Here is a 21129-nt window from a genome sequence, read left to right as displayed (position 1 = left end):
ACGGGACGGTCAGGCCACGGACCCGTACGGGCGGTAACTTGCGACGCAATGTCAGCCAGTGAAAGGCTTCGCCCGCTTCCCTCATCCGCCACTGGAGTATCGATGCCTTCCACCGCTTCCTGGTCGAGCCGGCTCGTCCTGGCTCTGCTCGCGCTCCAGTTCGCGAGCGCGTGTGATCCGACCCCCACCCCACCGCCGCCAACCCCGGATACGGCGCCTCCGTCGACCCGGGCCACGCCCAACGGAGGAACCTTCAAGGAGAACGTCTCCGTGACGCTGCTGTGCGAGGACGGCACGGGCAGCGGCTGCGATGCCACGTACTACACCACCGATGGCTCCACGCCCTCCGCGAGCTCGACGCGCTACTCGGCTCCGGTGGCGCTCAGCCAGAACACCACGCTGAAGTTCTTCTCCGTGGACAAGTCGGGCAACGCGGAGACCGTCCAGACCCAGTCCTTCGTGGTGGATACCTTGGCGCCCACCACCACGGCCATCACGGCGGAGGGGACGTACAACACGGCCCAGAGCGTCACGCTGACCTGCGACGACGACACGGGCACCGGCTGCGCGGCCACGTACTACACCACCGATGGCTCCGAGCCCACCACGGGCTCGCCGCAGTACACCGCGGCCATCTCCATCGCCACCAACACCACGCTGAAGTTCTTCTCCGTGGACGCGGTGGGCAACGCGGAAGCCGTGCGGACGGAGGTCTACATCATCGACACCGTGGCCCCCACCACCACCGCCACCCCGGCGGCGGGGACGTACGACGAGGCCCAGAGCGTCACCCTGGCCTGCGACGACGGCGCGGGCAGCGGCTGCGCGGCCACGCACTACACCACCGACGGCTCCGAGCCCACCACGAGCTCGCCCCGTTACACCGCGGCCATTTCCATCGCCGCCACCACCACGCTGAAGTTCTTCTCCGTGGACGCGGTGGGCAACGCGGAAGCCGTGCAGGCGGCGGCCTACGTCATCAACACGTCGATCCCCACGGTGTCCGCCACGCCCGCGGGCGGCCTCTACCGCACCGAGCAGAGCGTCACGCTGAACTGCAACCCGGGCGCCACGGGCGGCACCTGCGTCGCCATCTACTACACCACCGATGGAAGCACGCCCACCACGAGCTCGGCCACGTACTCCTCGCCCATCTCCGTGGCCGTCACCACCACCCTCAAGTTCTTCGCGGAGAACTCGGTGGGTAACACGAGCACCCTCCACACCGAGACCTACCGCATCGACGAGGCGGCTCCCACGACGACGGCCATCCCCTCGGGCCGCGCCTACAAGGAGGCCCAGTCCGTCACGCTGACGTGCGAGGACGGCTCGGGCAGCGGTTGCACCGCCACGTACTACACCCTGGATGGCAGCACGCCCACGCGCTCCTCCAGCACGTACTCCACCCCCCTCTCCATCTCCGCCAACACCACGCTGAAGTTCTTCTCCGTGGACGCGGCGGGCAACGAGGAGAGCGTGCGGACCGAGTCGTACGTCATCGACGCGGTGAAGCCCACGGCCGCCGCGGCCCCCGCTGGCGGCGTCTACAACAGCGCGCGCGACGTCACCCTCACCTGCACCGACGACGCCTCGGGCAGCGGGTGCGGCTCCATCCACTACACCACCGACGGCAGCACTCCGGACACGGGCTCGGCCACCTATACCGCGCCCATCTCCGTCTCCGCCGACACCACGCTCAAGTTCGTGGCGGTGGACAATGCCGGCAACGTGAGCACCGTGCGGACGGAGGTGTACACCTTCGACACGGACGCGCCCACCACCACGGTCACTCCGGCGGGCGGCACGTACCGCACCCGGCAGAACATCACCCTGGCCTGCGCCGACACCGGCTCCAGCGGGTGCGAGGCCACGTACTACACGCTCGACGGCAGCACTCCGACCACGGGCTCCACGCGCTACACCAGCGCCATCGCCCTCTCCGCCGACACCACGCTGAAGTTCTTCTCCGTGGACACGGCGGGCAACGAGGAGACGGTGCGGACCGAGGCGTACGTCATCGATCTCGACACGACGGCGCCCACCACCACCGCCAGCCCGCCGGGCAGCATCTACTTCACCGCCGACCAGAGCGTCTCCCTGTCCTGCACCGATGACAGCAGCGGCATCGGGTGCGAGGACACCTACTACACGCTCGACGGCAGCACGCCCACCCGGAGCTCGACGCGTTACACCGGCCCCATCACCCTGTCCGGCTACGTCGTGCTGAGGTTCTTCTCCGTGGACAAGGCCGACAACGCGGAGGCTCCGAATACCGAGGTCTACACCATCTCCACTCCGGCCAATACCTCGGCGCAGATCGCCACCGTCCGCGCCCGGGGGAACGGGACCATCAACGATCCCATCGACGGGGCGCTCGTCACCTATACGAAGCCGGTCACCGGGAGCACCAGCTCCGATCCCGCGGGCTTCTTCCTCCAGTCGGAGAAGAACGGTCCGGCGATCTTCGTCGCGGTCGATCCCACGACCGTCGGCAGCGGCCTCACGGTCGGCGACCGCCTGAGACTCCGCGCCACCGAGACGAAGACCCTGTCGAGCGGGGTGAGCTACATCTCCAAGTTCGGAAGCTGGCTGATCTACAGGACGAGGGAGCCGGTGGAGCCCCTCGTCAACGAGGTGAGCAACGTCGATCTCGTGACCAACCTGGACGATTACGAGAGCGAGCTCATCTCTGTCACTGGCACCGTGGCCGGCCCCTTCGCCTCGGCGGGCTCGGGCAACATCTCGGCGAACTTCGTGACCCTGGGCAACCCCGCCAACGATGGCAACGTCAAGCTGCGCCTGACCACCGCGGTGGCGGACGCGTACGAGCTGACGCCGGACTGCGTCGTCACCACGCAGGCGCCGCTGTGGCGGTTCAGCGCCCAGGCCCAACCCTCCGCCTGGGCCACCAGCGATCTCACCGTGCTGTCGTGCCCCGGCCCCCGGGTGACGAGTGCCACGGCGACCAGCCCCACGAGCGTGACGGTGAACTTCGACCGGACCCTCGATCCGGCCAGCGTGCTCGCCAACGGCAGCCAGTTCACCTTCGACAACGGACTGGTGGCCTCGGCCGCTACCGTGTCGGACCGCCAGGTGCAACTCACCACCGGTACGCAGGTGCCCGGTACGCTCTACACGGTGACGGCGGCCTCCAGCGTGAAGGACACCCGGGACAGCGGCGTCGAGCCGACGGGCAACAGCACCACCTTCAACGGGTTCATCACGCCCGCCGAGCTGATGCTCACCGAGATCGCCCCCGGCATTACCGGCGCCACCAGTAGCCTGAACGGTAAGGACCTGGTGGAGCTGCTCGTGGTGAAGGGAGGCTCCGTGGACAAGTTCACCCTGACGCAGGGCGCGAGCCTCGTCCTGGCCACCTTCCCGAATATCGTGGTGACCACGGGTGACGTCATCGTCGTCCACCTCAGGCCCACCACGGCGCCCGCCGACGCGTCCGCCTCCGAGACCACCAGCAAGAGCGAGTTCCCCGCGAGCTCCTACAGCGCCAACTACGACAACGCCTGGGACTTCATCGGGAACGGCAACGAGATTGGCTATTCCCAGCGCGTGATCCGCGTGCGCAACGCCACGGGTGCCACCCAGGATGGCGCGGCCTTCTACCGCACGGGCGGCACGCCTCCCTCTGACTTCCTCGGGCAGCTTCAGTCGCTCCAGGACGAGGGGCAGTGGCTGCCGGCCAACTGCGGTGGTGTGCCCTGCACCGGTGGCACGACCCCCACCGCGGGACAGGTCTCCGTCGACTGGAATGGGGCGTCGAGCGACAAGACCATCACGGTCCGCCGCGTCAGCGCGACGGACAACAACCTGGCCAGTGACTGGGCCGTGGGTGCCTCCTCGTTCGGGTCGCACACACCATAGTCCGTAACATCCACGTGGGAGGGGCCGGACAGTCCGGCTCCTCCCGCGTCCCCGAGGAAGACCCTCACCCCAACCCTCTCCCAGCGGGAGAGGGAGCGCAGCGCGGGTCACCTCAGCGCCTCGGCTGGCGCCTCGCGGCGATTCCGTTCGCCAGCGCCACCTGCTGCTTCCAGTGCCCATAGAGCCGGCCCTGGGACGCCAGCCGATCCAGTTCCTTCTGGGTCTCCTCGTCCACCGAGCCCGGTGGTGCATCCCGGTACGGCGTCCCCGGCAGCGGCATGAACGTGTGCCCGTGCACCTTCGCCCCCAGCTCCGACAACCGCCGCATCAGCTCCAGCGTCGCTCTCACGTCCTCCGGCGCCTCTCCCGGCAGCCCGAGGATGAAGTCCACGTTCGGCACGAAGCCCATCTCCACCGCCAGGCTCGCCGCCCTCACCACCGTCTCCACGTCGTGCCCCCGGCGGCTCGCCTGGAGAATCCGCTCGCTCCCCGACTGGCCTCCGATGATGAGGTTGTCGTTGTCCACGTAGCGCTTGAGCAGCGCCAGTGACTCCGGCGTCACGTGCTCCGGCCTCACCTCCGAGGGGAACGTCCCGTAGAACACCCGCCCCCCGGGGCTCATCGCCTCGCGCACCGCCGCCAGCATCCGCTCCACCGCCTCCAGGTTCATCGACTCGTCCGCCGTGCCGTAGGACATGGACGTCGGCGTGATGAAGCGCACGTCCCGCTTCCCCGCCTCCCTCAACACCCGCGTCCACCGCGCGATGTTCTCCACGCTCCGGTGCCGGAACCTCGCCTTGTTCAGGAACGGCGTCTGGCAGAACCGGCACGCGTAGATGCAGCCCCGCGTGATCTCGATGGCCCCGAACATCCGGTGCCTCGCCGCGAATGGCGGGTACGTGTCCAGCACCACGCCCTCCCCTCGCCCCTGCGACACCACCTTCCCGTCCACCAGCCTCGACATTCCCCGCGTCTGCCTCGGGTCCTCGCCCCGCACCAGCCGGCCGAGCAGCTCCAGCAGCACGGGCTCGCCCTCGCCCACCCCCACCAGGTCGAAGCCTCCCCGCAGCGTCTGCTCCGTCTCCGCCGTGGCGTGCACCCCACCCGCGATGCACAGCACCTCGCGGCCCTCCAGCCGCTCCCGCAGCCACGCCAGCTCCTCCACCGCCCCGGGGAAGCTCGCCGAGTAGAACGACCACGCCACCACCACCCGGTAGCCCGCGTCGTGGCACTCGCGCACCGCGGCCAGCAGCGTCTCCCTGTCTCTCGGGAAACGCAGGGCCACGTCCTGTCCCACCGCATCCGCCTCCACCGCCCCCGCCAGCACGGTGAGCGCGTACTTGCCCGGGTACTGGTAGCTCAGCACCAGCGCGACCTTGTTCTTCGACGCCATCTCCCCTGAAAACCAACACGGCCCCCCCTTGTCAAATGGGCCGTCCGCCCGTCCCTGGGACGTCCGGCCATGCCGGAGGCCGCGTCGCTACGTGCCGACGCTCTCCACGGCCAGCCGCAGCTCGCGGAACAGCCGTGCCAGGTCCACGGGCCGGTAGTGCGCATTCAACCCGCTCGGGTTGGGGAGCACCCAGACGCGCGTGCCACCCAACGTCCACGGCTGGGCCCCCAGCGAGGCCCGGGAGTGTCCGAAGGCCGTGCGCCAGGCGCCAATTCCCAACACCGCCACGCACCGGGGACGGTAACGCCGCACCTTCGCCTCCAGCTGCCTCCCGCCCGCGGCGAGCTCCTCCGCCGTCAGCACGTCCGCGGACACGGTGGCCCGGTCCACCACGTTGGTGATGCCATAACCGAGCGTGAGCAACGCCTCCTGCTCGGAGGGCGCCAGCAGCCGGTCCGTGAAGCCCGAGGCATGCAGCGCCGGCCAGAAGCGGTTGCCCGGCCGCGCGAAGTGGTGGCCCACCACGGCCGAGTACACGCTGGGGTTGATGCCACAGAAGAGGATCTTCAGCCCGGGCGCGATGAGGTCCGGCATGTGGCGCCCCACCGCGGCGAGCAGCTCGTCCTTCGTGGGCCTGCGAGGTGACTTCAGACGTTCCTCCCGTGAGGTGAACCTATACCGTCTCCCCCGCCCTGGCATCCCCTTCGAATGGTGCACCGGTGGACGGGAGCCCTCCCCCCAGGCCCCCTCCCCTGCCCGGCGGGCGGCTACAGTCTTTGAGCCATGCGCTCCCTCGATATGACGCACGGGCCCATCGCCTCCGTGTTGGTCGCCAACGAGCTCGCCTCGCCCCAGAGCGACAGTCTGGACGTCGTGGTCCGCCTGCGGGACGGCCGGCGCTTCGGCCTCACCCTCTTCACGCTCGAGCACCTGCGGCGCCAGCTCGGCACGGCGCTCTGCTTCGTCGCCCCCCGGATGCTCCTCGTGAAGGACTTCTCCGACGAGGCCATCCTCGACGCGGTGCGCGCGGCCCTGAGCCAGGACTTCGAGCGGCTCGGCGTGCTGCAGCCGCTCATCAACCAATAGTCACGAACCAGGCATCACGCGCCCTTCGCGAGCGCCGCGAGCTGCTCCCACACCGCGCGCACGTGGCGCTCCTCGGTGCGCGGGGCGCCGATGGCCATGCGCAGCACGTAGCGCGCCGGCGCGCCGTCCACCCCGGGCAGCACCGTGTGGGTGAGGAAGGCCTTGCCGCTCGCGTTCAACCGCTCCAGCAACTGGCGGTTGCGCGCATCCGTGGCCGCGGGCTCCTCGCCGGGCGCCGGCCGCAACCGGAAGCACACCAGGGCCAGCGAGCGCGGCGTGGCCAGCTCGAAGCGCTCGTCCGCCTGGACCCAGGAGGCGAACCGCTCCGCCTGCCGCACGTGCTCGCGGATGTAGGCCCGCAGCCCCCTGGCTCCATAGTGGCGCAGCACGAACCACAGCTTCAGCGCCCGGAAGCGGCGGCCGAGCGGCACCTGCCAGTCCCGGTAGTCGATGACCGCGCCGCTCGCGGTGGCCGCGTTGCGCAGGTACTCGGGCATGACGCTCAGCGCTTCCAGCAGGGCCTTGCGCTCGCGCGTGTAGAAGGCGTTGCAGTCGAAGTTGGTGAGCAGCCACTTGTGCGGGTTGAAGGCGAAGGAGTCCACGGCCGCCAGGCCCTCCAGCATTCCCCGGTGCTCGGGGCAGACGAGCGCCGAGCCCGCCCACGCCGCGTCCACGTGCAGCCAGCCGCCCGCCGCGGTGACTCCCGTGCGCTCCAGCACCTGGGCGATGGCGCGCACCGGATCCATGGCGCCCGAGGAGGTGGTGCCCAGCGACGCGCACACGAAGAAGGGCTGGCGGCCCGCGGCCAGGTCCTCGCGGATGGCCCGCTCCAGGTCCTCCGGGCGCAGGGCGTACGCACCGTCCGTGCCGAGCTGGCGCAGGTGCACGCCGTCCGACACGCCACGCGCCACGCCGCACAGCATGGCCGCCTTCAACACGGACGAGTGCGCCTGCGTGGAGGTATAGGCCACCAGCTCCACCTCCCGGCCGAGCTCGCGCCGCACCCGCTCGCGCGCGGCGACCATGGCCACCAGGGAGGCCTCGCTGGCGGTGCCCTGGATGACGCCGCCGCCCGTGCCCGAGTCCGAACGGAAGGAGGCCGGCAGCCCCGTCAGCTCGGCCAGCCAGTCGAGCACGCGCGTCTCCATCTCGGTGGCGGCGGGGCTGGTGGACCAGAGCATGCCCTGCACCCCCAGGCCCGCGGACAGCAGCTCGCCGAGCACCGCCGGCCCCGAGGCGTTGGCGGGGAAGTAGGCGAAGAAGGACGGCGACTGCCAGTGGGTGAGCCCGGGCAGCACCACGTCCTCCAGGTCCTTGAAGATGGCCTCCCAGCCCGCGTCTCCGCCGAGCCCCTCCTCGGGCGGGTGCGCGGGGAGCTTTGCCATGACATCGCCCGGAGCCACCACCGCGCGTACCGGGAAGGACTCCAGCCGGGACCAGTAGTCGGCGATCCAATCCACCATCCGATGGCCCAGTCTCCGGAACTCCTCGGGGCTCAGGTGGGGCACCGCCCCTTCACGCGCGTCGCTCATCTCGGCTCTCCTCTCGGGGGTGGCCTCTCATACGACGGCACACCGGGCACGGGTAGCACCGAGTGGCAACGCGCCCAACACCCCTCTCCCCTCGGGAGAGGGACGGGGTGAGGGTGCCCGAGCCCGTTCTCCTGACCCGCGGGTCCCAATGGCGTCCCCGAGTGGAAGACAGTGCGAGGGGACAACCTGATTACATCCGAAACCCTCACCCCGTCCCTCTCCCGGAGGGCGAGGGGATATGGCCGCGGATCAGCGCATGCTCCAGCGCATGCTCCCAGCGGCACACTTTCGCGGACCTGCTCAGCGGCGCCGGGTGCGATGCAACAGGCCCCCGAGTCCCAGCAACGCCATCACCCACAGGGGCCCGCTCGTGCTCGAGCAACCCACCTGCAGTGGTGCCCCCTCGAACGTCGGTGGGGTGGCCCCCGTATCCGGCAGCGGAGAGCTGGGCACGATGGGCGGCGTTTCCCCATCCGGCGGAGTGCCCGCGTCCGGCGCCGGCGTGCCCGCGTCCGGCGTGGGCTGGGACACTGGTGGCAGCACATCCTCCAGCCGCGTCCCCTGCGTGAAACCGTCGTGGTACACGACGCCCACCGGCTGCACGGTGTCGCTGCGGTACAGGCCCAGCTTCAGGTAGATTCCATCACCCGGGTACATCGTCGCGTATGCGTACCGCGACAGCACGCGCTGGCCGTTGTGCCACAGCTCGACGAAGCCCACGGAGGGATCCGACGACCACTTCACGTGGAAGATGAAGTCCTGCCACTGCCCGCGCACCAGCGCCGTCTTCCACGGCGTCACGCTGTTCGTGAGCGTCAGCCGGAGCTCCTCGCCGTACACGAAGAACTCCACCGGCGGCGAGCCGCAGCACCCATTGTGGTGCCACTGGGTGAAGACCTGCCACGTCTTCGCGCTCGGGTAGTCCCGCGGGAACAGCACCTGCCAGCGGTAGTAGTACTCTGAGCCCTCCTTCTCGTAACCCTGGTAGACGAGCTCGTTGCGGTTGCCGCTCGAGTTGATGGGGTCATCCCCCTGCCTCACCGTGGCCTGGAGCGCGTAGCGCCCCTGGAACACCGGCGACTGCACCACCTGGAGCCGATCCGCGCTCACCTGCTGGGCACGCGTGTACTGGGAACTGTTGCCCGTCTCGAAGTCCCCCCGCCACACGACGTCGGCCCACGCCGGCCCCGGCATCAGGATGGCGAGCAGTGAAACCAGCAGTGCTCTCAAGGCGCCCTCGCTAATGTTTGACACCCAACGGCAAGGGCCACGCTCCCACGTTCCTCCTTTATTTCAAGCGGCTGTTATTTCTTTTGCCTTGACAGCACTACAGGCAAGCAAAGGAGCGATTGTCCCTCGGGGACAGGCATTTCCAGAGATGGATGGGATTAGCTGAACCGGACAGCCAGGCAGGCGGGCAACGCATGCGACGCGCCGCGTCGAAGCGGTAGGGCAGACGAGCGGCTGACGGAGTACCCGGGTGGTGTAAGGTGCCCCCCTTCTGCGGTCTCCCCGTGCGAGGGGAGCTCCGGGTGCTCCCATGCTCGTCCTGCGCGATGTCCAGAAGACCGACCTGCCCGGCCTGAAGCGGCTCGCCGCGGTGCTCAACACCGTCAACCTGCCCAACAACGAGGAGACGCTCACCGCCATCATCGACAAGTCCGTGAAGAGCTTCGCGGGCAAGGTGAAGAATCCCTTCGAGCGCGAGTACCTCTTCGTCCTGGAGGACGTGCGCAACGAGCTCATCATCGGCACGTCGATGATCATCGCGCAGCACGGCACCTACGAGGCACCGCACACCTACTACGACGTCTCCGAGCGCGAGCACTACTCGGCCACCATCGGCCGGCACTTCCGGCACAAGGTGCTGTCCATCGGCTACAACTACGAGGGCCCCACGGAGATCGGCGGCCTGGTGGTGGACCCGCCCTACCGCGCCACCCCGGACAAGCCCGGCAAGCAGCTGTCCTACGTGCGCTTCCTCTTCATGGCCATGCACAAGCGGCTCTTCCGCCCCAAGGTGCTCGCCGAGCTGCTGCCGCCGCTGTTGCCAGACGGACGCAGCCTCTTGTGGGAGGCGTGCGGCAGGAAGTTCACCGGCCTCACCTACCACGAGGCGGATCGCCTCAGCCGGCAGAACAAGGAGTTCATCAAGGAACTCTTCCCCAACTCGGACATCTACGCGTCGCTCTTCCCCGAGCGCGTGCAGAAGGTGCTCGGCGAGGTGGGTCCCAATACCAAGGGCGTGCAGCGGATGCTGGAGCGCGTGGGCTTCCGCTACGTGGAGCGAATCGATCCCTTCGACGGCGGCCCGCACTTCGAGGCCAACCTGTCGGACATCACCCTGGTGCGCCGCTACCGCTCCCTGAAGCTGGCCGATCAGGACTTCGACATGGAGGGCGACGACGTGCTCGTGTCCTATGAGCGCGAGTCGGGGCGCAACCGCTTCCGCGCGGTGCGCACCACGGCGCGCCTGGACGACAAGAACGCCTACCTGCCGGCGAAGGCCAAGGAACTGCTGGAGGTCCCGGCGGGCGCGAAGCTGTCCGTGATTCCCTTCGACTGACCTCAGCGCGCCAGGGACTGACGCACCACGCGGCGCTCGCCACGCAGCAGCGCCAACCACCGCTCCCCGGCCTCCACCGAGGAGCCCCCTGGCTCGGTCACCGCGAGCGGCAGGTGCGTCTCCCAGGTGACGGAATCCAACGAGGTGGGATCCAGATCCAACGTGCCGCCTCCAGCGAGCCCCACGCGCACCCAGGCATGGGGCCGGCCCGGTCCTCCGTCCACGACGAGCAGCCCGTGCACCAGCGCCACCCGCTGTCCCCGCCGCGCCGCGAGGGCCGCGAAGCGCAGCGCATGGGCCAGACACCCGCCCGCCTCGCCCTCGCCCCGCTCGCTCCAGTCCGCCGCCCCCGGGCCCTTCTCCGGAAAGGCCGCGTGCACCGACTCCGCGAGCGCCCGCGCCTCTCCGGCCCGCCAGTCCGTCAGCCAGCCCGGCCGCACCACGAGAGGCCAGGCAGGGGAGAAGGCGAGCGGACCCGACGTCCCCTCCACGGGCACGCCCGCCGCGAAGAGCTCCGGTGGCGGCCTCAGCCGCACGCCCGGTGCCACCACGGTGAAGCGCGATTCCCCGACCTCCAAGGCCGCCATCCGCCCCCGCTCGTCGTAGCGCGCGGTGAAGGGCTGGCCGAACATCGTCCCTTCCACCGTGTCTCCCCGCACGGCGGTGACGCAGTGCGGCCCCTCGCGGCCGGACAGCTCCTCCCGCCCCGTCACGCAGCCGGGAGCACGGGGACCCCGCCACAGCCACAGCGCCTGCGGGATGCTCGCGCGCCCCACCACCGTCTCCCCCGGCCCCACCTCCAGGGAGACCTCCCTCACCCGCTCGCCCACGTGCGCTTCCCGGGTATGCAGGTGGCGCGAGGTATAGGTGAAGCGCCTCACCTCGGGGGCGAGGGAGAGGGTGACGGTGCCCACCGGCACACCCTTCCAGGCGAAGACGAAACGGGTGGTCTCCTGGGGAGGAGGCGGCGAAGCGCCCCCCGCTGGCAGGGCGAGCAGGAGAGCGGAAACGAGCGGAAGCACCCCCCCAGTCTGCGCCGATTTGAGGACCCCGGCGAGAATGCACGATACGTTGGGACTCCGTTCACCCATGGTCGCCAAAAAGTACCTCTTCACCTTCATGGTCGTCGGGGGGCTCACGCTCGCCGTCGGCCAGGGCACCCTCCTCGGGCTCTTCACCAGCCACCCCCTGGACGCGGGCGGCTGGGCCGTGCTGCTGCTGGGCACCCCGCCGCTGCTGCTCACGGCGAGCTACCTGTTCTGGTACAGGTGGGCCGGCGAGCGTGCCGCGCAGCGCAGTCAGCTGCTCACCCGGCTGGCCGAGGGTGACCTCACCAACAACGCCTACAGCGGCGTGGAGGATCAGCGCGAGGTCCGCCGGCTCCTCTTCTCGCTGCGCCGCGCGCTCAGCCAGGTGCAGCGGGTGACGAGCAACGTGCGCCGCACCTGCCAGGGCGTGTCCGAGGAGGTCCGGGTGCTGCTGGAGGCCGCGCGCCGTCAGGGTGGAGCGGTGGAGCGCTCGCAGGAGTCGGTGAACAGCATGGGCCAGAGCCTCCAGGCCGCGGGCAAGCGCGTGGCCCAGCTGGAGACCTTCGCCCAGGAGACGAACAGCTCGCTGGTGGAGATGACCGAGCGGCTCGGGCAGGTGGCCGAGGCGCTGCTCTCCCTGGACGAGTTCTCGCACCGCACCACGCAGCAGGTGCAGGCCATGAGCGAGCGGCTGCACCACATCGCCTCCTCGGGTGACGAGCTGGSGCGYTTCGCCAGCGAGGCSGAGGCCTTCGTCCAGGTGGTGCACACCGGCATCGACGCCGTGCGCCAYCGGGCCTCGGAGACCAACCAGCTGGCCCACGCCGTGACGGCCACCGCCGAGCGCGGCGAGGTGCTCGTCAACGACTGCGTCCAGGGCATGTACCGGGTGGAGGAGACGGTCCGCAAGGCCGCCGAGCTCGTGGACTCGCTGGGCGTCCGTTCCACGCAGATCGGCCGCATCGTGGACGTCATCCAGGAGATCGCGGACCAGACGAACCTGCTGGCGCTCAACGCCGCCATCATCGCCGCCCAGGCCGGTGAACAGGGCCGTCCCTTCGGCGTGGTGGCCGATGAAATCCGCAGCCTGGCCGAGCGCACCGCGCGCTCCACGCGGGAGATCGCCACCATGGTGGGCGGCATCCGCCGGGAGGTGAACACGACGGTGTCGCTGGTGAAGGAGGGCCGCGAGCAGGCCAGCACGGGCGTGCAGTTGGGAGACCGGGCGGCCGAGGCGTTGATGGAGATCCGCACCATCACCCAGCGCACCTTCTCCGCGGTGGAGGCGATGCAGGCCGAGACGAAGCGGCTGGAGGCGCAAGGCTCCACGGTGGTGGAGGCCAGCCACCGGGTGGCGCGGCGCGTGGACGACGTGACCCGGGCCGCCATGGAGCAGGCGGGGCACGGACGCGAGCTGGTGCACCAGACGCAGCAGATGGCCAAGCTGGCGCAGGAGGCCTCGCAGAAGGCGGAGGGCCAGGCGCGCACGGGCAGGGACCTTTCCGGCGCGGTGGTGCGGTTGAGCACGGCCATCGAGGAGATCCGCGCGGCGCACGGCGTGTTGATGCGCGGGGACGCGGCCATCGGCGAGGAAGTGGCGCGGGTGCGTGAGGACGCCCTGCAGGTCATCCGCATTGGCGACGGGCTGAGCCGCACGGTGGAGCAGCTGGCGCACGAGGCGGCCAGCCTGGATGGCGAGGTGTTCCGCTTCCGGCTTCCGGCCCCCCACGCGGGAGGCACGGTGCGCGCGGGCATCCACCAGACGGCCTTCGTCCGGGCGCTGGGCGGGTTGGATCCGCTCTTCGCCGTGGACAACCAGTTGCTGGAGATGAGCTGCTGCGTCTTCGCCAACCTGTTGCGGCTGGATGACGGCGTGCTCGTGCCGGACCTGGCCGAGCGCTGGGAAGCGGACCCCTCGGCGCGCCGCTACCGCTTCTACCTGCGCCAGGGCGTCACCTTCCATGACGGGATGCCGTTGACGGCGCGTGACGTGAAGCGCCACTTCGAGCGGCTGTTGGACCCGGCGGTGAAGTCGCCGGACCGTGGACTGCTGGAGGACGTGGAGGGTGCCCGGGCCTTCGCGTCGGGCATGGCGCGCGAGGTGACGGGCATCGAGGTGCTGGATGACCAGACGCTGGAGATCCGGCTGGAGGAGCCCAAGGCCTTCTTCCTGCAACTGATGGCGCTGCCGCGCACGGCGGTGGGCCGGGTGAGCGCGAGCGGGCGGGTGCTCGGTACGGGCCCCTACCGGCAGGTGGAGTTCGGGCAGGAGCGCATCGTGCTCGAGCGCAACCCCACCTACTGGCGCAAGGGGCAGCCGCTGTTGGACAGGCTCGAGTTCCATCTGGTGGACTCGCGCGAGCAGGCCGTATTGGCCCTGCAGGAGGACAAGGTGGACATCGTCTCGCACCTGTTCTCCATGCACGTGGGAGCGCTGGAGCTGGACGGGCAGCAGGTAGTCACCAGCACCACGCCGTCCACGTCGTTCCTCGGCTTCAACCTGCGCGAGGCGCCATACAACGACGTGCGGGTGCGCAAGGCGCTCCGGGCGGGAATGGACTTCCAGGGGCTGGTGGAGCGCTTCCACAAGGGAGCGCGCATCGCCCGCACGGTGGCGCCGCCGGAGCTGCTGGATGACGAGGGCCTGCTGCCCGAGCCACGGCTGGACATCCCCCTGGCCGAGCGGCTGCTGCGCGAGGCCGGTATCCGGGTGCTACCGCTGACGCTCTACTTCGCGAAGGGACGCGACACGTCAGCCGAGGACGCCGTGCTCTTCCGCCCGCTGATCGAGGCGGGGCTGCTGGAGCTCAAACACGTGGAGCTGCGCGCGGAGGAATTCGCGGAGCGGCGGCGCGAGGGACGGCTGCCCGCCTTCCGGGTGGGATGGATCGCCGACTATCCCGACCCGGACAACTTCCTCCACTTCCACCTCAATTCGAAGGCGCAGACCGTCTACTCGATGGGCTACCGCAACGCGGAGTTCGACGCGTTGACGGTGGAGGCACGCACCACCATCGACCCGGAGCGGCGCAAGCAGCTCTACCGGCTCGCGGAGAAGATCGCCTACGACGAGTGCCCCATCATCCCCATCTTCCATCACCGTGTGTACGCGGCGGCGAGCGGGAGCGTGCAGGGACTGCGGCTGCACCAGACCCCTCCGCAGGTGCGCTTCGAGGACCTGTGGCTGGAGAAGCAGGAGCAGCCGCTGGAGCGGAGGAGCTGAGACTCAGGGGCTCGCGCGCCGCGAACCGGAGACGCCGGACGCCTGGGGCCAACCGCGCGTCTCCGCCGTGATGAACGGCTCGAGGTCGAACGCCTCCAGCCGCCAGGAGCCCTCTCGCTCGAGGGCGACGTAGACGGAGTGCCCCGCGTAGAGGGCTCCCACCACACGGGGATTGCCGGGCAGCGGGCACATCATCAGCTGCTCGCCCTCCGCGAAGACCTGGAGGTGGGCCCGCGTCACGCCTCCGAGCCGCATGCTCGTCACGGTGCTCACCCCACCGCCCTGGACGAGCGCGGCCTCATGCAGCACCCCGGGAGCCTCGTCCGGGAAGAGGGGCACCTCCCAGCGGACCGCACCACCCCGCGCGTCGAACGCGCGCAGCAGCACTCCCTCCTCCTCCGGAACGCAGGCCGTGCCGTCGGTGCGCGAACAGGTCCGGGCGAAGGCGTAACCGGTGTCTTCCAGCAGCAGCACGGGCTCGTCGAGCGGCCGGACACCCGGGGCGCCAACGTCCCACCGCGCCGCGGAGGGCGTCCCCCCATCCACGCCCACGAAGGCCCGCGCCCCCGCGAAGAGCCAGTCCCCCGCCACGGCCAGCGAGGCCCCCGACTCCGGCACCTCCTCGAGCAACGGGATGGACCGGAAGCCCGTGCCTCCGTCTTCTGGCTCGGCGCGAACCAGGGGCCCTCCCGCGGCGAAGAGGAACACCTCTCCGCGCGAGTCCAGCGCCACCCGGGCCTCTTCCGCGAAACCATCCAGGGTGCCCTGACGCAACACACCGCCGTCCGGGGTGAGCACCACCAGCGCCGAACTTCCACCCGCCCACGACACGAGCGACACCACGTTCCCCTCGGGTCCGAGCGCGACGCGCCCCACCCCGGTGGAGGGTCCCCCTGCTTCCGGAGGCGCTTCGAGACTCGTGAGGGGAACGCGCCACTGGGGAGCACCCGTCACCGAAGAGGCATAGGACTCGAGCGCTCCCGGCTCGTGCAGCACGACGCCCGCGTCCGAGACGCCGAGCAGCGTGCGCGCCGAGCCCTCCGGATAGGGCGTCTCGAAGCGCAGGAAGCCCTCGCTCGTATAGGACACCAACCGGCAGCCGGCATCGCCGCCGCACACCGACGCGAAGAGGGACTCCCCTTGCGAGAGCAGCACCGGCCCACCGGGAGTGAACGAAGGCTCGCCGCCGAGCTCCTGGGCGAAGGCGGGCACGAGCTCCGTCACGTCCGGACGCACGCACTCGCCGGACTGGCAGTGGCCCTCCCCCTGACAGGGCGTTGCGGGCGAGCAGAGGAGCCCCTCGGGCGTGGGGACCTCGCGACAGGTGCCGGAGAAGCACAGCTGGGCGGTGACACAGTCCACCTTGCCGCAAACGGAGAGATCGCGGGCATCCACCTCGGTGCACCCCTGCTCGCGGTCACACAGGCCCACGCGGCAGGGATTGCCCGACGAGGGACAGACCACGGGCGAGGTGATGCATCCCTGCTCCGGTGAGCACGCATCCCGGGTGCAGGGGTTGCCATCGTCACACGTGCGCGGCGAGCCCACGCAGGCTCCGGCCTGACAACGGCCGTTCTCCTGACACCGGCTGCCGGGGATGCATGCCGCCCCGTCCGGAGAGTCCGACTCCACGCACACGCCCGGCTCCAGCTCGAAGCGTGACTGGCGGCACGGCGCAGAGGGCACGCACACCAACGGCCGCACGCCCTGGCCTCGCAGGGCGACCTCCACCGAGCGCCCTCCGGAGGACAGCACCAGCGTGGCCTCGGCTGGACCATTGCCCGCCGGGAAGAGCACCTCCAGCGCCACGGAGCTGGCACCCGGGACGGACACCTCGGTCTCGGCCAGGGAGAAGGGGCCACCGCGCACCGAGGCGGAGACGATGACGCTGGCGCGGCCGGTGCCCACCACCGTCACGGAGCGGCGCGCCGTGTCGCCCTCGAGTACCCGGCCGAAGTCGAGCACCCGCGCCTCCACGTCGAAGTCTCCGCGAGTACCGCCCACGGGCGGCTCGTCACACCGGCAACCGCCAGCGAGCACGACTGCCACTAGAAGCAACAACCCGGGATGGGAGCGGAGCATGACCGCCACTTGATCGCGGCTCCGCGCGTCCGCTCAACGCCTCCCGAGGGCGACGGATGGATGAACGACAGTTGAGGGTGTCAGTGCTCAGCCCCGTTGCGTGGCAACGAACTCCGCGGCGAGGTCGAGGAACTTCATGATCACCTTGCCGTGGTCGCCACCGCAGTCGTCGAGAAACTTCTTCACCCAACCTCCACCCTCGGGAAATTCGTGCTTCACGTCCACGAGCCAGTCCACGAACCGGCCCCACTCCTCATCGGTGAAGCCGTTGCGGTAACAGCAGTGCAGATAGCCCGCGATATAGGACCACATGTTCTCGGCGTTCTCGGCCCCGAAAAAAAACCAGAAGGGCCGCCCCCTCCGGGCCTCCTCCCGGATCCCCATCAACACATCCAACACGAAGACCGGACGGTCACGCTCCGAAGGTGTCGAGTTCCGCGCGCTCATAGGAGGCTCACCACTTCCCAGAGAGGAACACCATCGTGCGCCACCAACCGTTTGAGGTATTCACTCAGAACCATTCCCTCGGGCCCGGTGAAGGCATCATAGACCTTGTCCTTCATCATGACCGCGTAGTGCGTGCCCATGTCGGATATCTGAATGGTGCTCTTCGGGTCCCCTGCTCGCATCTCCCAAGCCAGATAGGGCACCTTTCCAGGGGGCTTGAATCGGACGTACTGCGGACTGCCGCCAAAGGCCTTGAAGCCGTTGGAGATATCCCGGGCAACCTGCTTGCAAGGCCCCATCGTCCTGTTCACCGCGTTGTAGGCGCTCTGCATGGCCTGTAGCGCGGCGGGAACGGTGTTCCGGTTCGTCTGGAGCTGCCAGAGGGAGATGGCGCCAGCGATATCTCCTCGCGCCAGGGCCGCCAGCATCTTGATGCGGACCGTGTCCGGCACCATGGCCAGCAACACCGTCGTGGGGAGCCCCGGCGGCGAGGCGTGGAGAACACCTGGAGCCAGGAGACAAACCACGACCAGGAGAAGCCTGCAGGCTTTCGCGAACATTCCACGAGACGCTACCGAGGCCGATGGCCGGTAACAATTTGCGCGGCCGGCAACAGGTCCCGCACCGTGCTCAGGTGGCCTGCGCCTTCCGCTTCGCCAGGGCGCGCACCAGCGCCGCCACCATGCCCACCGCCACCAGCCCGATGACGGCCCACTGGTAGCGCCACATCAACGCCTCCAGCCGCTCCAGGTTGCCGCCCACCGCCGCGCCCAGCGCCAGCACCAGTCCCGTGTGCGCCATGGCCGACAGCGCCCCGAGAATCAGCGCGTTGCTGCGCGGCATGTGCGCCGCCCCCGCCGCCACGAAAATCAATCCCCGCACGCCCGGGATGAAGCGGTTGGCCAGCAGCAACCACGGCCCCTTGTGCCGCATCTGCGACTGCACCGCCTCCAGCCGCGCATGGGAAATGCCGAAGAACACGTCCCCAGGCTTCCGCTCGAAGCGCCCCACCAGCCACCGCCCCACCTGGTAGTTGATGAGCGCCCCCACCACACTCCCCGCCACCACCACCAGGAACACCAGGGGCCAGGGGTGCTCACCCCGTACCGCGTACACCCCGCCCAACAGCGTGATGGTGTCCCCGGGGAACGGCGGCACCACGTACTCCACCGCCGCCGCCAGCCCGAGCACCAGCAGCCCCAGCAATCCGATGTGGGAAATGAGGTTGTCGAGGTACTCGACCATGCCCCGGCAACTTAACCAGCGGCCACCGGAGGCGGCAGCACCACGCCGCCATATTGTGAAGCTTCCAGCGTCCCGCACGCCGCCCCGATGTCCTTGCCTCCCGAGTAGCGCCGCGCAATCGGCGCTCCCAGGATTTGCAGGTGGTCCCGGAACGCCTTCAACTCCTCGGCCGAGGGCGGCAGGTACTTGCCCGTCGGATCCGTCACATCAATCAAATCCACCTTGATGGGGATGCCCTCGAACGCCGCCTTCAGCGCCTCGGCATCCTCGCGCCCCAGGTTGAAGCCGCTGATGGCCACGTAGGCGATCATCGCCCGCTCGCGCCGCACCGTGGAGTACTCGCGGATGGCGTCGATCAGCTCCGGCAACGGGTGCGTCTTCTCGATGGGCAGCACCTTCACCCGCTTCTCCGGGATGGCGCTCGTCACCGAGAAGGCCAGCCGGTACGGGTGCCCCTCGCGCACGTAGCGCCGGATGGCCTGCACATGGCCCGCCGTGGAGAAGGTGATGGAGGGCCCGGCAATCGCGAAGCCCGCCGGGTGGGAGAGGATCTGCGCCGCGCGCAGCGTCTCCGTGTAGTTGAGCAGCGGCTCCCCCATCCCCATGAACACCACGCCGCGCACCGGCCGGTCCGCCTCGGCGCGGACCTGCATCACCTGGTCCAGAATCTCCCAGGTCTGCAGGTTGCGCTTGAAGCCCAGCTTGCCCGTCATGCAGAAGTCACACGCCAGCGCGCAGCCCACCTGGCTGGAAATGCACACCACGTACTTGTGGTCGAAGATGGGGATGCGCACCGCCTCCACCCGGCCCCCCAGGGGCGAGGCGAAGAGGTACTTCACGAAGCCGTCGTCGGCCTTGCGCCGCTCCACCACCTCCAGCCGCGTCATCTCCATGTTTTCCCGGAGGAAGTCCGCGACGCGCCGCGGTACCTGGGGCGCCTGGCACACCTCCTCGAGCGAGGAGGCCCCATGGGCGAACACGGAGGCGAACACCTTGCGCACGGCCACGGGCGAGGGCTCCGTGGGGGCGAGGGCCTGCTGCAACTCCGGCAACGACAGCGACTTCAGGTTGAGCTTCACGAGGCGGACTTGATGCGCGCGCGCAGGTATTCGGTGAGTTTCGCGGAGACTTCCTTCGGCATCTGCTGGGCCATCGCACGCTTACACAGCCCCGGCGTGGCCTTGTAGGTCCGCAGGAAATCGACACAGGGCGCGCACCCGGACAGGTGCTCCTTCAGGTGTCGTGACTCCTCGGGCGTCATCTCGCCATCGAGGAAGTTCAACAGGAGGTTGATGGCGTCTTTACACGTGTACATCCGAACCTCGGCCGTGGCCTGCCTCGTCATTCACGAAGATGCCTGGCCTCCTGATGGGTTTCACCCGCCCGCACTGCCCTGATTGTAGAACTGGTCGATGGCTTCGCGAAGCGCGAGCCGGGCGCGATGCAACCGGCTCTTGATGGCGGGAATGGAATCCCCCGTCACCTCGGCGATCTGTTCGTAACTGAGGCCCTCGACGTCTTTCAAGAGAAAGACTTCCCGGTACCCCTCGGGCAGGCGGTCGGCCGCCCCCTGGATGGCCCGCCCCAGCTCGGCATCCAGAATCTTGCCCTCGGCGCTCCGGCTCCAGTCCTGGAGGGGGTACTCAGCCAGGCTCCCCCGCTCGGTGAACTCCGGGCCCTGGATCTCCTCCTCGGCCGCCTGCACCACCCGCCGGTGCCTCAGCCGCATCAGGGCGTTGTTGGCGGCAATGCGGTGCACCCACGAGCCGAAGGCCGCGTCCCCCCGGAAGTCCTTGAGGTGTTGATAGGCGGACAGAAAGGTGTCCTGGGTGATTTCGGCGGCATCCGCCTCGGAGCGCGTCATCCGCAGCGTCAGGCCGTACACCTTGTCCCGATGGGCCTCCACCAACGCCTCGAAGGCGCTGATGTCGCCGGCCTGGGCCCGCGCCACGAGCTGCCGATCCTCATCCCGGACGGCCTCGTCGGACATCTCGTCGGACATCTCGTCGGACATTAGGGGCGCACCCTCCCAGCCAAGCCGAGCCCCGTCAAGGCCGCTCTCCGCGACGGCGGACAGGTGGACGGCTCACGTGTTGACTGCCTCGGATCCACAGCCGGTACGGCTCCAGGGCCCACTCCCCGGCATAGTCCACCCCGATGCGCGGGCCCCGCTCCACCCGGGACTCCGGCACCGGCTCACCCCGGGTCAAATGGAGGGCCGCGTCCTGCAAATCCCAACGGTTGTGGGCCAGCGTCAGCCCCAGGGCCCGGCACAGCCGCCCCGGCCCGTCCGTCCGGACATCCTCGGGCAACCCCTCCACCGGCTCCACCGCCCGCACCAGCACCGCCGAGCCCACTCCCTCCTGGTCCGTCACCACGTTGAAGCAGTGGTACATGCCATAGATGAGGTAGACGTAGGCCCGCCCCGGTGGACCGAAGAGGACCTCGGTGCGGGGCGTGCGCCCCTTGGAGGCGTGGCAGGCCAGGTCGTGCTCCCCCACGTAGGCCTCCGTCTCCACGATGCGGCCCACCCGCCGCCTGCCCCCCTGCTCGAAGACCAGGTGGGTACCCAACAGCTCCCGGGCCACGGTGAGCGCGGGGCGCGCATAGAAGGAGACGGGGAGTCGCACGGAACGAGAACGGATGCC

17 protein-coding genes are annotated in these 21129 nt (G+C 69.5%); 4 read left to right on the top strand and 13 right to left on the bottom strand.

Annotated features, from left to right (window positions below; translation table 11 throughout):
- The first annotated feature begins 102 nt into the window (after nt 1-102).
- Entirely contained in the window at nt 103-3879 is a 3777-nt protein-coding gene (locus tag BO221_RS01195; protein ID WP_073558492.1) for a chitobiase/beta-hexosaminidase C-terminal domain-containing protein, read from the top strand.
- Nucleotides 3880-3991: 112 nt separating this feature from the next.
- On the opposite strand, the gene BO221_RS01190 is transcribed toward BO221_RS01195, so the two are convergent.
- Nucleotides 3992-5272 (bottom strand): TIGR04013 family B12-binding domain/radical SAM domain-containing protein, encoded by a 1281-nt coding sequence (locus BO221_RS01190; protein ID WP_073558491.1) that lies wholly within the window; start codon nt 5270-5272, stop codon nt 3992-3994.
- 87 nt (nt 5273-5359) lie between these two features.
- Nucleotides 5360-5866: a G/U mismatch-specific DNA glycosylase gene (gene mug / locus BO221_RS01185; protein WP_073558490.1), complete on the bottom strand. Its 507-nt coding sequence runs from the start codon at nt 5864-5866 to the stop codon at nt 5360-5362.
- Between the two features lie 189 nt (nt 5867-6055).
- Here mug and BO221_RS01180 point away from each other — a divergent pair, with 189 nt between their 5' ends.
- The gene (locus BO221_RS01180) at nt 6056-6358 is read left to right on the top strand and encodes a hypothetical protein (RefSeq protein ID WP_143195202.1); all 303 of its coding nucleotides are present in this window, start codon (nt 6056-6058) and stop codon (nt 6356-6358) included.
- Nucleotides 6359-6372: 14 nt separating this feature from the next.
- Here the strand turns inward: BO221_RS01180 and BO221_RS01175 are convergent, their stop codons facing one another.
- Together BO221_RS01175 and BO221_RS01170 are read right to left on the bottom strand one after the other, a co-directional pair.
- Nucleotides 6373-7890: a pyridoxal-dependent decarboxylase gene (locus BO221_RS01175; RefSeq protein ID WP_073558488.1), complete on the bottom strand. Its 1518-nt coding sequence runs from the start codon at nt 7888-7890 to the stop codon at nt 6373-6375.
- Between the two features lie 300 nt (nt 7891-8190).
- A complete protein-coding gene (locus BO221_RS01170) occupies nt 8191-9120 on the bottom strand; it encodes a heparin lyase I family protein (RefSeq protein WP_073558487.1) in 930 nt (309 codons plus the stop codon).
- 310 nt (nt 9121-9430) lie between these two features.
- Here BO221_RS01170 and BO221_RS01165 point away from each other — a divergent pair, with 310 nt between their 5' ends.
- Nucleotides 9431-10456, top strand: coding sequence for an arginine N-succinyltransferase (locus BO221_RS01165; RefSeq protein ID WP_073558486.1), 1026 nt, complete (start codon nt 9431-9433; stop codon nt 10454-10456).
- 2 nt (nt 10457-10458) lie between these two features.
- On the opposite strand, the gene BO221_RS01160 is transcribed toward BO221_RS01165, so the two are convergent.
- A complete protein-coding gene (locus BO221_RS01160) occupies nt 10459-11478 on the bottom strand; it encodes a lasso peptide biosynthesis protein (RefSeq protein ID WP_073559387.1) in 1020 nt (339 codons plus the stop codon).
- Nucleotides 11479-11545: 67 nt separating this feature from the next.
- On the opposite strand from BO221_RS01160, the gene BO221_RS01155 reads away from it, so the two are divergent.
- A complete protein-coding gene (locus tag BO221_RS01155) occupies nt 11546-14707 on the top strand; it encodes an ABC transporter substrate-binding protein (protein ID WP_073558485.1) in 3162 nt (1053 codons plus the stop codon).
- Nucleotides 14708-14710: 3 nt separating this feature from the next.
- Here the strand turns inward: BO221_RS01155 and BO221_RS01150 are convergent, their stop codons facing one another.
- The 8 genes from BO221_RS01150 to BO221_RS01115 all read right to left on the bottom strand — a co-directional run bounded on the left by BO221_RS01150 (nt 14711) and on the right by BO221_RS01115 (nt 21111).
- Complete coding sequence (locus tag BO221_RS01150) at nt 14711-16789, bottom strand: hypothetical protein (protein ID WP_073559386.1); 2079 nt, start codon at nt 16787-16789, stop codon at nt 14711-14713.
- Between the two features lie 87 nt (nt 16790-16876).
- Nucleotides 16877-17236, bottom strand: coding sequence for a hypothetical protein (locus BO221_RS01145; protein ID WP_073558484.1), 360 nt, complete (start codon nt 17234-17236; stop codon nt 16877-16879).
- The gene (locus tag BO221_RS01140; protein ID WP_143195201.1) at nt 17233-17763 is read right to left on the bottom strand and encodes a hypothetical protein; all 531 of its coding nucleotides are present in this window, start codon (nt 17761-17763) and stop codon (nt 17233-17235) included. The genes BO221_RS01145 and BO221_RS01140 overlap by 4 nt, the downstream gene beginning before the upstream one ends.
- A 103-nt stretch (nt 17764-17866) precedes the next feature.
- The gene (locus BO221_RS01135; protein WP_073558482.1) at nt 17867-18481 is read right to left on the bottom strand and encodes a DedA family protein; all 615 of its coding nucleotides are present in this window, start codon (nt 18479-18481) and stop codon (nt 17867-17869) included.
- An 11-nt stretch (nt 18482-18492) separates the two neighbouring features.
- The gene (locus BO221_RS01130; protein ID WP_073558481.1) at nt 18493-19560 is read right to left on the bottom strand and encodes a radical SAM protein; all 1068 of its coding nucleotides are present in this window, start codon (nt 19558-19560) and stop codon (nt 18493-18495) included.
- Nucleotides 19557-19796, bottom strand: a complete 240-nt coding sequence (locus BO221_RS01125) for an anti-sigma factor (RefSeq protein WP_043413687.1) — start codon at nt 19794-19796, stop codon at nt 19557-19559. Before BO221_RS01125 ends, BO221_RS01130 begins: the two co-directional genes overlap by 4 nt.
- Nucleotides 19797-19856: 60 nt before the next feature.
- Complete coding sequence (locus BO221_RS01120; RefSeq protein WP_143195288.1) at nt 19857-20471, bottom strand: RNA polymerase sigma factor; 615 nt, start codon at nt 20469-20471, stop codon at nt 19857-19859.
- 58 nt (nt 20472-20529) lie between these two features.
- Nucleotides 20530-21111, bottom strand: a complete 582-nt coding sequence (locus tag BO221_RS01115) for a DNA-3-methyladenine glycosylase (protein ID WP_073558480.1) — start codon at nt 21109-21111, stop codon at nt 20530-20532.
- Nucleotides 21112-21129: the final 18 nt, after the last annotated feature.

It is taken from the genome of Archangium sp. Cb G35, assembly GCF_001896145.1.
Classification (GTDB): domain Bacteria; phylum Myxococcota; class Myxococcia; order Myxococcales; family Myxococcaceae; genus Archangium; species Archangium violaceum.
The sequence above is the reverse complement of the archived record's forward strand: the minus strand, read 5'-3'. Positions and strand labels throughout refer to the sequence as shown.